This window comes from Streptomyces sp. NPDC025651 (assembly GCF_055558735.1).
This window is the reverse complement of the sequence record NZ_JBVHLZ010000002.1, coordinates 692,872-710,159: the sequence shown is the minus strand read 5'-3', so window position 1 is coordinate 710,159 and position 17,288 is coordinate 692,872. Positions and strand designations below refer to the sequence as shown.

Here is a 17,288-nt window from a genome sequence, read left to right as displayed (position 1 = left end):
CGGGGTGCCGCTTGTGCGACACCCCGGTATGCGTACGTTTGACAGCTTTTGTGGAGTACGGCTCGTCGTCAGGACGGATCAGCGCCCCTGGGCCGCAGTGAAAGAATCCGGTTCAGCCTCGGCGTCGCCGGGCCCGCCCGGTACGAGCCGCCTTCGCCCGCTTAGCGGCGAAACGCACACCACCCGGGCTCTCCCCGACCTCGACCCGCACGACCGTCGACTGCGGGTCCACCACACCCTCGCCCACGTGCAGGACCGAGGTGTCCACCGCACCGAGCTTGCTCAGGGCGGCTCCTGCGGCCTTGACCTCCTCCTCGGCGGTGTCGCCCTTGAGGAGAAGCATCTCTCCGTACGGGCGCAGCAGCGGGACGCCCCACGCCGCAAGCCGGTCCAGGGGCGCGACGGCACGTGCGGTCACCACATGCACCGGCGGCAGCTTGCCGAGGACTTCCTCGGCGCGTCCCCGCACGACCGTCACATGGTCGAGGCCGAGGAGCTCCACGACCTCGGTGAGGAAGTTCGTGCGCCGCAGCAGGGGCTCGAGAAGCGTGATCTTCAGGTCCGGGCGGACGAGCGCCAACGGGATACCGGGCAGGCCGGCGCCGGAGCCGACGTCGCACACCGTGACGCCCTCGGGCACGACCTCGGACAGCACCGCGCAGTTCAGCAGGTGCCGCTCCCACAGCCGGGGCACTTCACGAGGGCCGATCAGACCTCGCTGCACTCCCGCGTCGGCGAGCAGCTCCGCGTACCGGACCGCGTCCGGGAAGCGCTCGCCGAATACCGTCCGTGCCTCTTCAGGCGCCGGGGGGAGCTCCGCTGCCTCCGTCACGGGGACCGTCCTTCCGTACCGCACTGGGGTGGCTGACTAACAGGCTGACAAAGATCGGCCCCGCCTGCGAACAGACGGGGCCGGAAATACTCGGTGCCGCTCAGGCGGGGAGCACGACGACGAAGCGCTGCGGCTCCTCGCCCTCGGACTCACTGCGCAGACCGGCGGCCTTGACCGCATCATGCACGACCTTGCGCTCGAACGGCGTCATCGGCTTGAGCTTGACCGGCTCGCCCGAGCTCTTCACCTCGGCCGCGGCCTTGGCGCCCAGCTCCGAGAGCTCCTCGCGCTTCTTGGCGCGGTAACCCGCGATGTCCAGCATCAGGCGGCTGCGGTCACCGGTCTCGCGGTGCACCGCGAGACGCGTGAGCTCCTGGAGCGCCTCCAGGACCTCGCCGTCGCGGCCGACCAGCTTCTGCAGGTCGCGGCTGCCGCTGTCGCTGATGATCGAGACAGCGGCCCGGTCGGCCTCGACGTCCATGTCGATGTCGCCGTCGAGGTCGGCGATGTCCAGCAGACCCTCGAGGTAGTCCGCCGCGATCTCCCCCTCCTGCTCGAGGCGGGTGAGGGTGTCGCCGGCCTCAGCTGCGGCGGAGGTGGTGGTGCCTTCCGTCACGGGATGGGCTCCTTCTACTTCTTGGAGGACGGGTGCTTGGGCCGCTGCTGGCCCTTGCGCTGCTGTCCCGACTTGGCTCGGCTGCGCTGACCGGAGCCGGGCTGATTGCCCGTCGTGCTGCCGCCGGCCTGCTTGGTCTTGGGGGTGGTGTCCTGGGGCTTGTCGGCCTTCTCCAGGGAGGGCTTCGTCTCGGGGGACTTGTCCTCGGGGGCGTCCGTCTTGGCGGTGCCCTGAGCGGTGCCGGACTGACGCTTCGCCTTGCTCTGGCGCTTGGGCTGCTGCCGCTTGGGAGCACCGGCGGCGGGGGCGCCGTCCTCGGTCTCCGTGGCGACGGCCGCTTCGCTCTCGACGACGGTGCCGTCGGCCTGGGCCGCGAGGCCCGCCTTGGTCAGGCCGTTGATGAACTTCCGCTCGAACTCGTTGCGGTCACGGCCCTTGGCGACGATCGCCTTGATGACATTGGTCTTGCCGCGGCCCCGCACCTTCTTGGTGTGCGTGATCTGCTTCTGCAGGCGCTCCAGGAACGCGGCCTGGGCCTTGGAGCCCGGGGTCGGGTTCTGGCGGATCACGTACATCTGCTGGCCCATGGTCCACACGTTGGTGGTCAGCCAGTAGACGAGGACACCGACGGGGAAGTTGATACCGAACACGGCGAACATGATCGGGAAGACGTACATCAGCAGCTTCTGCTGCTGCATGAACGGCGTCTTGACCGTGGTGTCCACGTTCTTCGTCATCAGCTGGCGCTGCGTGAAGAACTGCGACGCCGACATCAGGATGATCATGATCGCGGTGACGACGCGGACGTCCGTCAGCGTGGCGTTGAGCGCAGCGACCTTGTCCGCGCTGTCAGTGAACTTCGCGGCCAGCGGGGCACCGAAGATGTGGGCCTTCCGCGCGCTCTCCAGGAGCGGACCGTCGATCTCGCCGATCTGCTTGCCCGTGGCGATGCCGTTGAGCACGTGGTACAGGGCGAAGAAGAACGGGGACTGCGCCAGGATGGGAAGGCACGAGGAGAGCGGGTTGGTACCCGACTCCTTGTACAGCTTCATCATCTCTTCGGACTGGCGCTGCTTGTCGCTCTTGTAGCGCTCCTGGATCTTCTTCATCTCGGGCTGCAGCGTCTGCATCGCCCGAGTGGCCTTGATCTGCTTCACGAAGAGCGGGATCAGGCAGATCCGGATCAGGATCACCAGGGACACGATGGACAGGCCCCAGGCCCAGCCCGTGTCGGGGCCGAAGATCTTCCCGTACACCGAGTGGAACTGGACGATGATCCACGAGACTGGTGTCGTGATAAAGCTGAAGAGACTGGCAATCGTGTCCACTAATCAGGCTCCTTGAGCATGGGACGGGGTCTCGGTCTCGGCGGCCGGTCCAGGGGGAAGATCCCCGGTCGGCGCGCCTGCGGCGGAGGGCCCGCCCTTGCGTTCGCGCCAGGCAGCGCGCAGCATCTCGTGCCACCGCGGACGCTTGCGCGGCGGAACGTGGTCGACACCACCGAGCGACCACGGATTGCACCGCAGAATGCGCCAGGCGGTGAGCGCCGTCCCTTTGACCGCACCGTGCCGGTCGATGGCCAGGTAGCCGTAGCGGGAACACGATGGGTAGTACTTGCACACTGGGCCCAGGAGCGGACTGATCGTCCACTGGTACAGCTTGATCAGAGCCAGCAGCGGGTACTTCATCGCGCGCCCCCTCCCAGCAACCGCTCCAAGGCGGCATCCAGGTCTCGGGCCAGCTGTGCATGGTCGGCGTCACCCGCTCCGGGCAGCGCTCGTACGACTACCAGGCTACCGGGGGGCACGAGGGCCAATCGGTCACGCATCAAGTGGCGAAGCCTGCGCTTCACGGTGTTGCGTACGACTGCACCGCCCACGGCCTTGCTGACGACGAAACCCGCACGTGTCGGGGGAGAGCTCTCCCCTGGCACGTGCGGGTCCGTTGCACCGCTACGCAAATGGACGACGAGAAGCGGGCGTCCGGCCCGGCGTCCTCGGCGTACCGCGGTCGCGAAGTCTTCGCGCCGCCTCAGCCGATGCTCGGTAGGCAGCACGACGTCATGACCTGACTGGGATCAGGCGGACAGGCGGGCGCGACCCTTGCCACGGCGGGACGCGAGAATCGCGCGGCCGGCACGGGTGCGCATGCGCAGCCGGAAGCCGTGGGTCTTGGCGCGACGACGGTTGTTCGGCTGGAAGGTGCGCTTGCTCACTCGGGGGCTCCAGAAATGATTCGTAGATGGCGGGACATCGCCTGGCTGTCACCGTGCGCCCACGAGAAGCTCGCGAATACGCACCGAGTGCACCGCTTCACAATCACAGATCGTGATCTTTGCCCATCGGAGGCAGGCGGCAGCAGCCATCGACAACTCGACCTGGTTACGGTACGCGGGGCTACGCCATCCGGTCAAACCGGCCGTCAGGGAGAGACACTGTGCACAGCCTGTGGACAACAACTTGAACCGCAGCCGTCGCCCTGACTACCGTGGCTGAACTCCGATTCGTTCCCTTCCTTCTCCCCATCCCGATTTCCGTCCCATGAACCACACCTTCGTGGGACCCCGTGAGAGAGCGTGCCCTGTGGCTGACGTACCTGCCGATCTTGCCGCAGTGTGGCCACGAGTTCTGGAACATCTGCTGGGTGAGGGCCGCGGACAGGGCGTCGAGGCGAAGGACGAACGGTGGCTCAGGAGCTGCCAGCCACTGGCGCTCGTCGCCGACACCGCGCTGCTGGCCGTTCCGAACGAATTCGCCAAGGGCGTACTGGAGGGCCGTCTCGCGCCCGTGGTCAGCGAGACCCTGAGCCGCGAGTGCGGCCGCCCGATCCGCATCGCGATCACGGTCGACGACTCCGTGGGCGAGCCCGTGGGCCCGCCGGCGCCGCCGATCCAGCAGCAGCCCGCCCAGCAACAGCAGCACCATCAGCAGCAGCGCTACGAAGAGCCCGAGCTGCCGCCCGCCTCCGGGCAGGGACGCGAGCAGTACGAGAGCTACGGACGCCGCCCGGCGGACGAGCACCAGGCAGGTTCCCGTCCCGACCAGCTGCCGACCGCGCGCCCCGCCTACCCGGACTATCAGCGCCAGGCGCCCGGCGCCTGGCCGCAGCAGCAGCCCCAGGACGACTACGGCTGGCAGCAGCCGCGGCTCGGCTTCCCCGAGCGCGACCCGTACGCGAACCCGGTGCAGCCGCCGCAGCACGACTACCGCTCGCAGCCGCCGCAGGAGCGCTCGCCGTACGAGCAGCAGCGCCCCGAGCCGCAGGACCGGCGCGAGCGCCACGACATGCCGGAGCCGCCCGGTGACCACCGGGGCAACGGCCACGGCGGCGTACACCGGGGCGGCCCTGTCGGTCCCACCTCGTCGAGCGGCGCCCCCGGCCCGCTGGCCGCGCAGCCGGCGCCCGCGACGGGGCCGGGCGAGCCCACCGCGCGCCTCAACCCGAAGTACCTCTTCGACACCTTCGTCATCGGTGCGTCGAACCGTTTCGCGCACGCGGCCGCGGTCGCCGTCGCCGAGGCGCCCGCGAAGGCGTACAACCCCCTCTTCATCTATGGGGAGTCGGGGCTTGGCAAAACGCATCTGCTGCACGCGATCGGGCACTACGCCCGCAGCCTCTACCCCGGCACGCGCGTGCGCTACGTGAGCTCGGAGGAGTTCACCAACGAGTTCATCAACTCCATCCGCGACGGCAAGGGCGACAGCTTCCGCAAGCGCTACCGCGAGATGGACATCCTGCTCGTCGACGACATCCAGTTCCTCGCGGACAAGGAGTCGACGCAGGAGGAGTTCTTCCACACCTTCAATACGCTCCACAACGCGAACAAGCAGATCGTGCTCTCCAGTGACCGGCCGCCCAAGCAGCTGGTGACCCTGGAGGACCGGCTGCGCAACCGGTTCGAGTGGGGCCTGATCACGGACGTCCAGCCGCCCGAGCTGGAGACCCGTATCGCGATCCTTCGTAAGAAGGCGGTGCAGGAACAGCTCAACGCGCCTCCGGAGGTGCTCGAGTTCATCGCGTCGCGCATCTCACGGAACATCCGTGAGCTGGAGGGCGCGCTGATCCGGGTGACCGCGTTCGCGTCCCTCAACCGACAGCCTGTGGACCTCGGTCTGACGGAGATCGTCCTCAAGGACCTGATCCCCGGCGGCGAGGACGCCGCTCCGGAGATCACGGCGACGGCCATCATGGCCGCGACCGCCGACTACTTCGGTCTGACGGTGGACGACCTGTGCGGATCCTCGCGCAGCCGCGTCCTGGTGACGGCCCGGCAGATCGCCATGTATCTGTGCCGTGAGCTGACGGACCTCTCCTTGCCGAAGATCGGCGCGCAGTTCGGCGGCCGCGACCACACGACCGTCATGCACGCGGACCGCAAGATCCGCGCGCTGATGGCCGAGCGCCGCTCCATCTACAACCAGGTCACCGAGCTCACCAACCGCATCAAGAACGGCTGACAGCCACGGGGAACAGCCCCCGGAGATACGTCGTTACGTCGCTGAAGGCGCCTCAGGACACCTCCTGAGGCGCCTTCTTGCTGCCTCAGGACACCTCCTGAGGCCTCCTCACGGCACCTTCTGGGGCCCCTGAGGAGGCATCGACGGCTATCGACGGCTCCAGCGGGCCGGATCGGGGCCGACCGGTGTTCGATTTCCCCTGCTCAGACGGGGGTTCTCCACAGATGTGCGAACTTTTTCGCTTCCACACCCTGGGGACCGGGAAGTTGTCCAGACGCTGTCCACAGGGGACCCTGCTGAGGGATCATCAGGCCAGGTCAGGTGGCTGTGGATTCGTGGACGAAGATTCTCCACAGGGTGTGGATCAAAATTCTGTCCACAGGCTGTGCATGAAGTTGTCCACCGGCTACCCACAGGCTCGAGCTCGTTGTCCCCAGCCGTCCCCAGCTTCTCCACACGGCTGTCCACTGTTCGGCAACGCAACGCGCGCTCTCACTGGGTCGAGTGAAAGGCGTCACACCAAGGTGGTCGGTTGGCCTGTGGGGAAGCTGGGTAAAGCTGGGGACAGCGCTGGGGAGAAGTGCCCCCTCCCTGTGCATCGGGTGTGCAGAACTTTCGCCCGTCCACAGAAACCCCCGGTTGTCCACGGGTGCCGCCCACAGGCTCAGTGGATAAAAAACCGGCGCTGACCTGCGCTTTCACGGTTATCCACGGTTTCCACAGGCCCTACTACTACTCCCAACTAGAGAGTCCGGGGAAATCGTTTGGAAGGGGGTCCTGTGCACAACTCGAGCTCCGGAGCTCCGGTGCCGCTCGCCACGACTTGACCCCGACGGGCACCGACTGTCAGTGCGGTGCGTCAGACTGGTCCCCGGTGTCCTTCCCACGGCATGGCTGAGAGACACCGAGTCAGACGACGAGGGCCACAGGCCCAGCGGGCGAGAGCAGCCAGCAACAGCAGGAGGGCGGCTTACGGTGAAGATCCGGGTTGAACGCGACGTACTCGCGGAGGCGGTGGCCTGGGCGGCGCGCAGCCTCCCGGCCCGGCCGCCTGCGCCCGTCCTCGCGGGCCTGCTGCTGAAGGCCGAGGAAGGCGCACTGAGCCTGTCGAGCTTCGACTACGAGGTCTCGGCACGCGTCTCGGTGGACGCGGAGGTGGACGAGGAAGGCACGGTCCTCGTGTCGGGCCGGCTGCTCGCGGACATCTGCCGCGCGCTCCCCAACCGCCCGGTGGAGATCTCCACAGACGGTGTACGGGCGACGGTGGTCTGCGGCTCCTCGCGATTCACACTCCACACGCTTCCTGTGGAGGAGTACCCCGCGCTGCCGCAGATGCCGACCGCCACGGGCACCGTCCCCGGTGAGGTCTTCGCATCCGCCGCCTCCCAGGTGGCCATCGCCGCGGGCCGCGACGACACGCTGCCCGTGCTGACCGGCGTACGCATCGAGATCGAGGGCGACACGGTCACCCTGGCCTCCACCGACCGCTACCGCTTCGCGGTCCGTGAGTTCCTGTGGAAGCCGGAGAACCCCGAGGCGTCCGCGGTCGCCCTGGTGCCCGCCAAGACGCTCCTGGACACCGCCAAGGCGCTCACGAGCGGCGACACGGTCACCCTGGCGCTGTCCGGCTCGGGCGCGGGCGAGGGCCTGATCGGTTTCGAGGGCGCGGGCCGGCGTACGACCACGCGTCTCCTCGAGGGCGACCTCCCGAAGTACCGCACGCTGTTCCCGACCGAGTTCAACTCGGTGGCCGTCATCGAGACCGCCCCCTTCGTGGAGGCCGTCAAGCGTGTGGCCCTGGTCGCGGAGCGCAACACCCCGGTGCGGCTGAGCTTCGAGCAGGGTGTGCTGATCCTGGAAGCGGGCTCCAGTGACGACGCACAGGCTGTGGAAAGGGTCGACGCCCAGCTCGACGGCGACGACATCTCGATCGCCTTCAACCCGACGTTCCTGCTGGACGGCCTGAGCGCGATCGACTCCCCGGTCGCCCAGCTGTCGTTCACGACGTCCACGAAGCCGGCGCTGCTGAGCGGCAAGCCGGCCCTGGACGCCGAGGCGGACGAGGCCTACAAGTACCTGATCATGCCCGTACGTCTGAGCGGCTGAGCCCACAGGTGTGTGCGTGCGTCCGGGCGTAGGCTCGGACGCAGGTACGAAAGTGCCGTAACGCCACGTCGCTAGTGAAGGAACCTCTGATGGAGCTCGGTCTCGTCGGCCTCGGCAAGATGGGCGGCAACATGCGCGAGCGCATCCGCCGCGCAGGTCACACCGTCATCGGATACGACCGCAACCCGGACCTCGCGGATGTCCACAGCCTCGAGGAGCTTGTGGGCAAGCTCAAGGGCCCGCGAGTGGTGTGGGTGATGGTCCCGGCCGGTGCCGCGACCCAGTCCACCATCGACGAGCTCTCCGAGCTCCTCCAGCCCGGCGACGTCGTCGTCGACGGCGGCAACTCCCGCTGGACGGACGACGAGAAGCACGCGGAGGAGCTCGCCGCCAAGGGCATCGGCTTCGTCGACTGCGGCGTCTCCGGCGGCGTCTGGGGCCTCGAGAACGGCTACGCGCTGATGTACGGCGGCGACAAGGAGAACGTCGCCAAGGTGCAGCCGATCTTCGACGCGTTGAAGCCCGAGGGCGACTTCGGCTCGGTGCACGCGGGCAAGGTCGGCGCGGGCCACTTCGCGAAGATGGTCCACAACGGCATCGAGTACGCGATGATGCAGGCCTACGCCGAGGGCTGGGAGCTCCTGGAGAAGGTCGACTCCGTCACGGACGTCCGCGAGGTCTTCCGCTCCTGGCAGGAGGGCACGGTCATCCGTTCCTGGCTGCTCGACCTGGCGGTCAACGCCCTCGACGAGGACGAGCACCTGGAGAAGCTGCGCGGCTTCGCGCAGGACTCCGGAGAGGGCCGCTGGACCGTCGAGGCGGCCATCGACAACGCCGTGCCGCTGCCGGCGATCACCGCGTCGCTCTTCGCGCGCTTCGCCTCGCGGCAGGACGACTCGCCGCAGATGAAGATGATCGCCGCGCTGCGCAACCAGTTCGGCGGCCACGCGGTCGAGAAGAAGTAATCCACAGCCTGTGCGCTGAGCGCGGGTTTGCCGGGGGAGGTCGGCGCACACCATGCACGTCACGCATCTGTCGCTGGCCGACTTCCGCTCGTACGCCCGGGTCGAGGTCCCTCTCGATCCGGGCGTCACCGCGTTCGTGGGCCCGAACGGGCAGGGCAAGACCAACCTCGTCGAGGCCGTCGGCTATCTCGCCACGCTCGGCAGCCACCGGGTCTCCTCGGACGCGCCGCTGGTGCGCATGGGCGCCGAGCGCGCCGTCATCAGGGCCCAGGTGCGCCAGGGCGAGCGGCAGCAGCTGGTCGAGCTCGAGCTCAATCCCGGCAAGGCCAACCGCGCCCGCATCAACAGGTCCTCGCAGGTCAGGCCGCGCGATGTGCTGGGGATCGTCCGCACCGTGCTGTTCGCGCCCGAGGATCTCGCGCTGATCAAGGGCGACCCCGGTGAGCGCCGTCGTTTTCTCGACGAGCTGATCACCGCGCGCTCCCCGCGCATGGCGGGTGTCCGGTCGGACTACGACCGGGTCCTGAAGCAGCGCAACACCCTCCTGAAGTCGGCCGCCCTCGCGCGCCGCCACGGCGGGCGTTCCATGGACCTGTCCACTCTCGACGTCTGGGACCAGCACCTCGCGCGCGCGGGTGCCGAGCTGCTCGCCCAGCGGCTCGACCTGATCTCGACGCTGCAGCCGCTGGCCGACAAGGCGTACGAACAGTTGGCTCCCGGTGGCGGACCGATCTCTCTGGAGTACAAGCCGTCGGCGCCCGGGGACGGGCACACGCGCGAGGCGCTCTACGAACAGCTGATCGCCGCCCTGGAGGAGGCCCGCAAGCAGGAGATCGAGCGGGGCGTCACCCTGGTCGGCCCGCACCGCGACGACCTCGTGCTCAAGCTGGGCCAGCTCCCCGCGAAGGGGTACGCGAGCCACGGCGAGTCCTGGTCGTACGCCCTGGCGCTGCGCCTGGCCTCGTACGACCTGCTCAGGGCCGAGGGCAATGAGCCGGTGCTCGTCCTCGACGACGTCTTCGCCGAGCTGGACGCCCGCCGCAGGGAACGGCTCGCGGAGCTGGTGGCCCCGGGCGAGCAGGTGCTGGTCACCGCCGCGGTGGACGACGACGTCCCGGACGTGCTCACCGGCACGCGGTACGCGGTGTCGGACGGCGCGGTGGACCGCGTATGAGCACCGAAGAGCCGGCCAAGGGCGCTCCCCAGGCCTCCGGAGACGGGGCCGCGGGCAAGCCGAAGACCCCCGAACCCTCCGGCGTCGACCTCGCCCGGGTCGCCCTGCGCGCGGCCAAGGAGCAGGCACGCGCGCGTGGGGATGCCGCGCAGCAGAAGAAGCAGGCCCGCCGCGGCGGACTGCGCTCCGGTGCGCGCGCGGACGGGCGCGACCCGCTGCCGCTCGGCTCCGCCATCAACCGTCTGATCACCGAGCGCGGCTGGGAGACGTCGGCCGCGGTGGGCGGCGTGATGGGCCGCTGGCCGCAGATCGTCGGCGACGACCTGGCCAAGCACTGCGTCCCGCAGAGGTACGACGAGGACGAGCGCGTCCTGACGGTGCAGTGCGACTCGACGGCCTGGGCGACGAACCTGCGCCTGCTCGCCCCACAGCTGGTCGCCCGCCTCAACGAGGACCTGGGCCACGGCACCGTACGCCTCATCAAGGTCCTCGGTCCCGGGGGCCCCGCGCGCCGCTTCGGACCCTTGCGCGCGCCCGGTAGCACGGGCCCCGGCGACACCTACGGCTGAGGGCGCTCGCGACGGTAGCTGGGGGTTGACGTCCCGAAGCGCTGAGTGCCGCTGTGAGCGTTCTGGAGCCCTGGGCCGCATATGGGGAGTCGGCCGAGGCCGGTTCAGGGCGGCACATGCGGACTCAGGTACCGGCAAACCCCCATCACTGTCAGCGCTACCGGTAGACTGGAAGCTAATCCCGCCCCACTTGTGGGACGCACCGAGCAACGCTGACTATCGCTGAACGACGCAGCCGCTCCGGCCACCGCCGGGAGCTTGGCTTGTGCTGTGCCAGAAAGGGCGCTTCGTGGCCGATTCCGGCAACCCCAACGAGAACATCCCGTCCACCGACGCCGGCGAGAACGAGGCCAACGCCTCGTACGACGCCAGCGCCATCACCGTCCTCGAGGGTCTGGACGCGGTTCGCAAGCGACCCGGCATGTACATCGGCTCGACCGGTGAGCGAGGCCTGCACCACCTCGTGCAGGAAGTCGTCGACAACTCCGTCGACGAGGCCCTGGCCGGACACGCGGACACGATCGACGTCACGATCCTCGCCGACGGCGGCGTGCGCGTGATCGACAACGGCCGCGGCATCCCCGTCGACATCCACCCCGTGGAGAAGAAGCCGGCCGTCGAGGTCGTGCTGACCGTGCTGCACGCGGGTGGCAAGTTCGGCGGCGGTGGCTACGCCGTCTCCGGTGGTCTGCACGGCGTCGGCGTCTCCGTCGTGAACGCCCTGTCGACGAAGGTCTCGGTCGAGATCAAGCGCGACGGCTACCGCTGGACCCAGGACTACAAGCTGGGTGTGCCGACGGCCCCGCTCGCCAAGCACGAGCAGGTCGAGGACTCGGGCACCACGGTCACCTTCTGGGCCGATCCGGACGTCTTCGAGACGACCGAGTACTCCTTCGAGACGCTGGCGCGGCGTTTCCAGGAGATGGCGTTCCTCAACAAGGGTTTGACGATCAAACTCACTGATGAGCGCGAGTCGGCGAAGGCCGTGGCGGGCGCGGACACGGCCGAGGCGGCCGACGACGAGGTCCGCACGGTGACGTACCACTACGAAGGCGGCATCGTCGACTTCGTGAAGTACCTCAACTCCCGCAAGGGCGAGGTCGTCCACCCCACCGTCATCGACGTCGAGGCCGAGGACAAGGAGCGCCTCCTCTCGGCCGAGATCGCGATGCAGTGGAACTCGCAGTACAGCGAGGGCGTGTACTCCTTCGCGAACACGATCCACACGCACGAGGGCGGTACGCACGAAGAGGGCTTCAGGGCCGCGCTGACGGGTCTGGTCAACCGCTACGCACGCGACAAGAAGCTGCTCCGCGAGAAGGACGACAACCTCACGGGTGAGGACATCCGCGAGGGTCTGACCGCGATCATCTCGGTGAAGCTGGGCGAGCCCCAGTTCGAGGGCCAGACGAAGACCAAGCTGGGCAACACCGAGGCGAAGACCTTCGTCCAGAAGGTCGTGCACGAGCACCTGACGGACTGGTTCGACCGCAACCCGAACGAGGCCGCGGACATCATCCGCAAGGGCATCCAGGCCGCCACGGCCCGCGTCGCCGCCCGCAAGGCGCGCGACCTGACCCGCCGCAAGGGCCTCCTGGAGACGGCGTCCCTGCCGGGCAAGCTCTCCGACTGCCAGTCGAACGACCCGACGAAGTGCGAGATCTTCATCGTCGAGGGTGACTCCGCCGGTGGTTCGGCGAAGTCCGGCCGCGACCCGATGTACCAGGCGATCCTGCCCATCCGAGGCAAGATCCTGAACGTCGAGAAGGCGCGCGTCGACAAGATCCTGCACAACCAGGAGGTCCAGGCCCTCATCTCGGCCTTCGGTACCGGTGTGCACGAGGACTTCGACATCGAGAAGCTCCGCTACCACAAGATCATCTTGATGGCGGACGCCGACGTCGACGGTCAGCACATCAACACGCTGCTCCTGACCTTCCTGTTCCGCTTCATGCGGCCGCTGGTCGAGGCCGGTCACGTCTACCTGTCGCGTCCGCCGCTGTACAAGATCAAGTGGACCCGCGACGACTTCCAGTACGCGTACTCGGACCGCGAGCGGGACGCCCTGATCGAGCTCGGCCGCCAGTCCGGCAAGCGCATCAAGGACGACTCGGTCCAGCGCTTCAAGGGTCTCGGCGAGATGAACGCCGAGGAGCTGCGCGTCACGACGATGGACCAGGAACACCGCGTTCTCGGCCAGGTGACCCTGGACGACGCGGCGCAGGCCGACGACCTGTTCTCGGTGCTGATGGGTGAGGACGTCGAGGCACGGCGCTCGTTCATTCAGCGCAACGCCAAGGACGTCCGCTTCCTCGACATCTGAGTCGGCCGTACAAGCCGCACCTCGAAAGGACTTTGACCAGCAATGGCCGACGAGAACACCCCTGTGACGCCCGAAGAGGAACCCGCCGTTCCCGGTGTGGGCATGCGTGTCGAGCCCGTCGGGCTCGAGACGGAGATGCAGCGCTCCTACCTCGACTACGCGATGTCCGTCATCGTGTCCCGCGCGCTGCCCGACGTACGTGACGGTCTGAAGCCCGTGCACCGCCGCGTCCTGTACGCGATGTACGACGGCGGCTACCGCCCCGAGAAGGGCTTCTACAAGTGCGCCCGCGTCGTCGGCGACGTCATGGGTACGTACCACCCGCACGGCGACACCTCGATCTACGACGCCCTGGTGCGCCTCGCCCAGCCGTGGTCGATGCGGATGCCGCTCGTCGACTCGAACGGCAACTTCGGCTCCCCGGGCAACGACCCGGCGGCCGCCATGCGCTACACCGAGTGCAAGATGGCCCCGCTGGCCATGGAGATGGTCCGTGACATCGACGAGGAGACCGTCGACTTCACGGACAACTACGACGGCCGCAACCAGGAGCCGACGGTCCTGCCGGCGCGCTTCCCGAACCTGCTGATCAACGGCTCCGCGGGCATCGCGGTCGGCATGGCCACCAACATCCCGCCGCACAACCTCCGCGAGGTCGCGGCGGGCGCGCAGTGGGCGCTGGAGCACCCGGACGCCTCGCACGAGGAGCTGCTCGACGCCCTCATCGAGCGCATCAAGGGCCCCGACTTCCCGACCGGCGCCCTCGTGGTGGGCCGCAAGGGCATCGAGGAGGCCTACCGCACGGGCCGCGGCTCCATCACGATGCGCGCGGTCGTCGCGGTCGAGGAGATCCAGAACCGCCAGTGCCTGGTGGTCACCGAACTCCCGTACCAGACGAACCCCGACAACCTCGCGCAGAAGATCGCCGACCTCGTGAAGGACGGCAAGGTCGGCGGCATCGCGGACGTCCGCGACGAGTCGTCCTCGCGCACCGGCCAGCGCCTGGTCATCGTCCTCAAGCGGGACGCGGTCGCCAAGGTCGTCCTGAACAACCTCTACAAGCACACCGACCTGCAGTCGAACTTCAGCGCCAACATGCTGGCCCTGGTCGACGGCGTGCCGCGCACGCTCTCGCTGGACGCGTTCATCCGCCACTGGGTGACGCACCAGATCGAGGTCATCGTCCGGCGTACGAAGTTCCGTCTGCGCAAGGCCGAGGAGCGGGCCCACATCCTGCGCGGCCTGCTCAAGGCCCTGGACGCCATCGACGAGGTCATCGCGCTCATCCGCGGCAGCCAGACCGTCGACATCGCGCGCGAGGGCCTCATGGGCCTCCTGTCGATCGACGAGATCCAGGCCAACGCCATCCTCGAGATGCAGCTGCGCCGGCTCGCCGCCCTGGAGCGCCAGAAGATCGTCGCCGAGCACGACGAACTCCAGGCGAAGATCAACGAGTACAACTCGATCCTGGCCTCGCCCGCGAAGCAGCGCCAGATCATCAGCGAAGAGCTCGCGGTGATCGTCGAGAAGTTCGGCGAGGACCGTCGCTCCGCCCTGGTGCCCTTCGACGGCGACATGTCCATGGAGGACCTGATCGCCGAAGAGGACATCGTCGTCACGATCACCCGCGGCGGCTACGTCAAGCGCACGAAGACGGACGACTACCGCTCACAGAAGCGCGGCGGCAAGGGCGTTCGCGGCACGAAGCTCAAGGAAGACGACATCGTCGACCACTTCTTCGTGTCGACGACGCACCACTGGCTGCTGTTCTTCACCAACAAGGGCCGCGTCTACCGCGCCAAGGCGTACGAACTGCCCGACGCCGGACGCGACGCCCGCGGCCAGCACGTGGCGAACCTCCTCGCCTTCCAGCCGGACGAGCAGATCGCCGAGATCCTGGCGATCCGTGACTACGAAGCGGCGCCCTACCTGGTGCTCGCCACCAAGGGCGGTCTGGTCAAGAAGACCTCTCTGAAGGACTACGACTCACCCCGATCGGGTGGTGTCATCGCCATCAACCTCCGTGAGACGGAGGACGGTTCGGACGACGAGCTGATCGGCGCCGAGCTGGTCTCGGCCGAGGACGACCTGCTGCTCATCAGCAAGAAGGCCCAGTCGATCAGGTTCACCGCAACGGACGACGCGCTGCGTCCGATGGGCCGCGCCACTTCGGGCGTCAAGGGCATGAGTTTCCGCGACGGCGACGAGCTGCTCTCGATGAATGTTGTCCGTCCGGGTACGTTCGTGTTCACCGCCACCGACGGTGGGTACGCGAAGCGGACCAACGTCGACGAGTACCGCGTCCAGGGTCGCGGTGGCCTCGGCATCAAGGCCGCCAAGATCGTGGAGGACCGCGGTTCGCTCGTCGGCGCACTGGTGGTCGAGGAGACCGACGAGATCCTCGCCATCACGCTGTCCGGCGGTGTGATTCGTACGCGAGTCAACGAGGTCAGGGAGACGGGCCGTGACACCATGGGCGTCCAACTGATCAACCTGGGCAAGCGCGATGCCGTGGTCGGTATCGCTCGTAACGCCGAGGCCGGGCGCGAGGCCGAGGAAGTCGATGGCGACGTCGTCGTCGACGAATCGGACGGCGGCGAGCCGGCCGTCGGTACGGACGAGGGCACGGACTCCTCGGCCGAGTAGCGCGAGGAGTGAGTCATCGTGAGTGGAGCCACGGGCGCCGGGGCGAAGAGGACCGGCACTACCGGCACAGACGGTGCCCGTGGCTCCGCCACTGATGCACACGACTCTCATGAGTCTCATGGATCCCAGGGGGGGACTGTGACGGACACCCGAGGGCCGGGGACTTCTGGTCAGGCATCTGGCCAGTACGACGCCACGTACGCGGGCGGCAAGGGCGCGCAGGGCGGCGGGGCTCTGCCCGGAGAGCGTCAGCCCCAGCAGCAGGCGTCTCAGGCGTACCACCCGCCGCAGGCATATCAGCAGGGCTCCCAGACGGGATCGGTGCGCAGGCCCCGCACCGGGGCGCGCACGACGCCGCGTACGCGCAAGGCGCGGCTGCGGGTGGCCAAGGCCGACCCGTGGTCGGTGATGAAGGTCAGCTTCCTGCTCTCCATCGCGCTCGGCATCTGCACGATCGTCGCGGCCGCCGTGCTGTGGATGGTCATGGACGCGATGGGCGTCTTCTCGACGGTCGGCGGCACGATCTCCGAGGCGACGGGCTCAAACGAGTCCAACGGATTCGACCTGCAGTCCTTCCTGTCGCTGCCGCGCGTCCTGATGTTCACGTCGATCATCGCGGTCATCGACGTCGTCCTGGCGACGGCGCTGGCGACGCTCGGCGCCTTCATCTACAACCTCTCCGCGGGCTTCGTGGGCGGCGTCGAGCTGACCCTGGCCGAGGACGAGTAACCCCTGCTTTCCCACGGGCTTCGGTGCGGGGTTCCCCGCGCGCGGGTATCGATTTTGGGACTGGCCCCCAGGTGCGCTAATCTTCAGAGGTCAGCGCGCGGGACACACACCGAAGCGCGGCGGGGCTATAGCTCAGTTGGTTAGAGCGCATCCCTGATAAGGATGAGGCCACAGGTTCAAATCCTGTTAGCCCCACCAGCACGAAGACCCCCGGTCCACTAGGGCCGGGGGTCTTTGGCGTCTCGGGGCACCGTGCCTGGCCGGGTGTCCTGACGGTGCTTGGTCCGGTGCCTCGAACGAGCTGGGTGCTGTGTCTTGATCGGGCGGTGGATCTCGTCTCGCAGTGCTCGATCCGGAGGCTGCCGGTGGCGTCCGGAGATCTCCGGGGGCATACGGAGAAGACCCCCGGAGGCATACGGAGAAGACCCCCGGCCTGTGGCGGCCTGGGGGTCTTCTGAAGGCGGGGAGGGCGTGTGCCCTGGCGTGGGGGCCGGGATTACGGCTCCGCAGCGAGCCCTGGCTCCTGGGCGGTGTTCTCAGCCTCGGCTTCCGTGTCCGTCGGGGGCAGGTGCCGGCAGCTGGGGGACGAGCCATGGGCCTCGGCCCGGATGCGCTGTTTCATCGTCGGGGGCAAGGACCGTTCGTACGCCGCCGACCAGAAGGCCATGGCCTGCGCGGGCGCGCTCACCGTGGCGTTGCGTGCGTTCGTGGTCTCCTGTACCGCCGTGGCCGCGGTGGCCGTCGTGGTGAGCCCCAGCGCCGCGAAGAGCGCGAGGAAGGCGGTGACGATCGTGGTCCACAGCTTCATGGCCTTGGTGCCGGTCATGACCCCTCAATTCGGGTTGGGCGATTTGCGTACTTTCCTCATGAT

Annotated in this window: 15 protein-coding genes and 1 tRNA gene; 9 read left to right on the top strand and 7 right to left on the bottom strand. The window is 68.1% G+C overall.

The annotated features are described in order from the left end of the window. Positions 1-112: 112 nt before the first annotated feature. From rsmG to rpmH, 6 genes are all read right to left on the bottom strand, one after another. The gene (gene rsmG / locus ACZ4D5_RS11225) at positions 113-832 is read right to left on the bottom strand and encodes a 16S rRNA (guanine(527)-N(7))-methyltransferase RsmG (RefSeq protein WP_467772077.1); all 720 of its coding nucleotides are present in this window, start codon (positions 830-832) and stop codon (positions 113-115) included. A gap of 100 nt (positions 833-932) precedes the next feature. Beyond that, entirely contained in the window at positions 933-1,448 is a 516-nt protein-coding gene (locus tag ACZ4D5_RS11220; RefSeq protein ID WP_055700788.1) for a Jag family protein, read from the bottom strand. A 14-nt stretch (positions 1,449-1,462) separates the two neighbouring features. Next, complete coding sequence (gene yidC / locus ACZ4D5_RS11215; protein ID WP_467772076.1) at positions 1,463-2,776, bottom strand: membrane protein insertase YidC; 1,314 nt, start codon at positions 2,774-2,776, stop codon at positions 1,463-1,465. Positions 2,777-2,779: 3 nt separating this feature from the next. Beyond that, positions 2,780-3,136 carry a membrane protein insertion efficiency factor YidD gene (gene yidD, locus ACZ4D5_RS11210; protein ID WP_467772075.1) on the bottom strand — a complete coding sequence of 119 codons (357 nt, stop codon included), beginning with the start codon at positions 3,134-3,136 and terminating at the stop codon, positions 2,780-2,782. Further along, positions 3,133-3,504, bottom strand: coding sequence for a ribonuclease P protein component (gene rnpA / locus ACZ4D5_RS11205; RefSeq protein ID WP_467772074.1), 372 nt, complete (start codon positions 3,502-3,504; stop codon positions 3,133-3,135). The genes yidD and rnpA overlap by 4 nt, the downstream gene beginning before the upstream one ends. Positions 3,505-3,525: 21 nt before the next feature. Continuing rightward, positions 3,526-3,663: a 50S ribosomal protein L34 gene (rpmH, locus tag ACZ4D5_RS11200; RefSeq protein ID WP_003949374.1), complete on the bottom strand. Its 138-nt coding sequence runs from the start codon at positions 3,661-3,663 to the stop codon at positions 3,526-3,528. 367 nt (positions 3,664-4,030) lie between these two features. On the opposite strand from rpmH, the gene dnaA reads away from it, so the two are divergent. From dnaA to ACZ4D5_RS11155, 9 genes are all read left to right on the top strand, one after another. After that, complete coding sequence (gene dnaA / locus ACZ4D5_RS11195; RefSeq protein WP_467772073.1) at positions 4,031-5,905, top strand: chromosomal replication initiator protein DnaA; 1,875 nt, start codon at positions 4,031-4,033, stop codon at positions 5,903-5,905. 975 nt (positions 5,906-6,880) lie between these two features. Continuing rightward, entirely contained in the window at positions 6,881-8,011 is a 1,131-nt protein-coding gene (dnaN, locus tag ACZ4D5_RS11190; protein ID WP_362342567.1) for a DNA polymerase III subunit beta, read from the top strand. Positions 8,012-8,100: 89 nt separating this feature from the next. After that, a complete protein-coding gene (gnd, locus tag ACZ4D5_RS11185) occupies positions 8,101-8,976 on the top strand; it encodes a phosphogluconate dehydrogenase (NAD(+)-dependent, decarboxylating) (protein WP_467772072.1) in 876 nt (291 codons plus the stop codon). 52 nt (positions 8,977-9,028) lie between these two features. Further along, on the top strand, positions 9,029-10,150 hold the full coding sequence (gene recF, locus ACZ4D5_RS11180) for a DNA replication/repair protein RecF (RefSeq protein WP_362342573.1): 1,122 nt from the start codon (positions 9,029-9,031) through the stop codon (positions 10,148-10,150). Then, positions 10,147-10,719: a DciA family protein gene (locus tag ACZ4D5_RS11175; protein WP_467772071.1), complete on the top strand. Its 573-nt coding sequence runs from the start codon at positions 10,147-10,149 to the stop codon at positions 10,717-10,719. The genes recF and ACZ4D5_RS11175 overlap by 4 nt, the downstream gene beginning before the upstream one ends. Positions 10,720-10,984: 265 nt before the next feature. Further along, positions 10,985-13,042 (top strand): DNA topoisomerase (ATP-hydrolyzing) subunit B, encoded by a 2,058-nt coding sequence (gyrB, locus tag ACZ4D5_RS11170; protein ID WP_362342579.1) that lies wholly within the window; start codon positions 10,985-10,987, stop codon positions 13,040-13,042. Positions 13,043-13,084: 42 nt separating this feature from the next. Beyond that, a complete protein-coding gene (gene gyrA, locus ACZ4D5_RS11165; protein ID WP_467772070.1) occupies positions 13,085-15,688 on the top strand; it encodes a DNA gyrase subunit A in 2,604 nt (867 codons plus the stop codon). 18 nt (positions 15,689-15,706) lie between these two features. Next, a complete protein-coding gene (locus ACZ4D5_RS11160; protein WP_467772069.1) occupies positions 15,707-16,417 on the top strand; it encodes a DUF3566 domain-containing protein in 711 nt (236 codons plus the stop codon). Between the two features lie 121 nt (positions 16,418-16,538). Beyond that, positions 16,539-16,615, top strand: a tRNA-Ile gene (locus ACZ4D5_RS11155). A gap of 298 nt (positions 16,616-16,913) precedes the next feature. Here ACZ4D5_RS11155 and ACZ4D5_RS11150 read toward each other — a convergent pair. After that, on the bottom strand, positions 16,914-17,243 hold the full coding sequence (locus ACZ4D5_RS11150; protein WP_467772068.1) for a DUF6344 domain-containing protein: 330 nt from the start codon (positions 17,241-17,243) through the stop codon (positions 16,914-16,916). Positions 17,244-17,288: the final 45 nt, after the last annotated feature.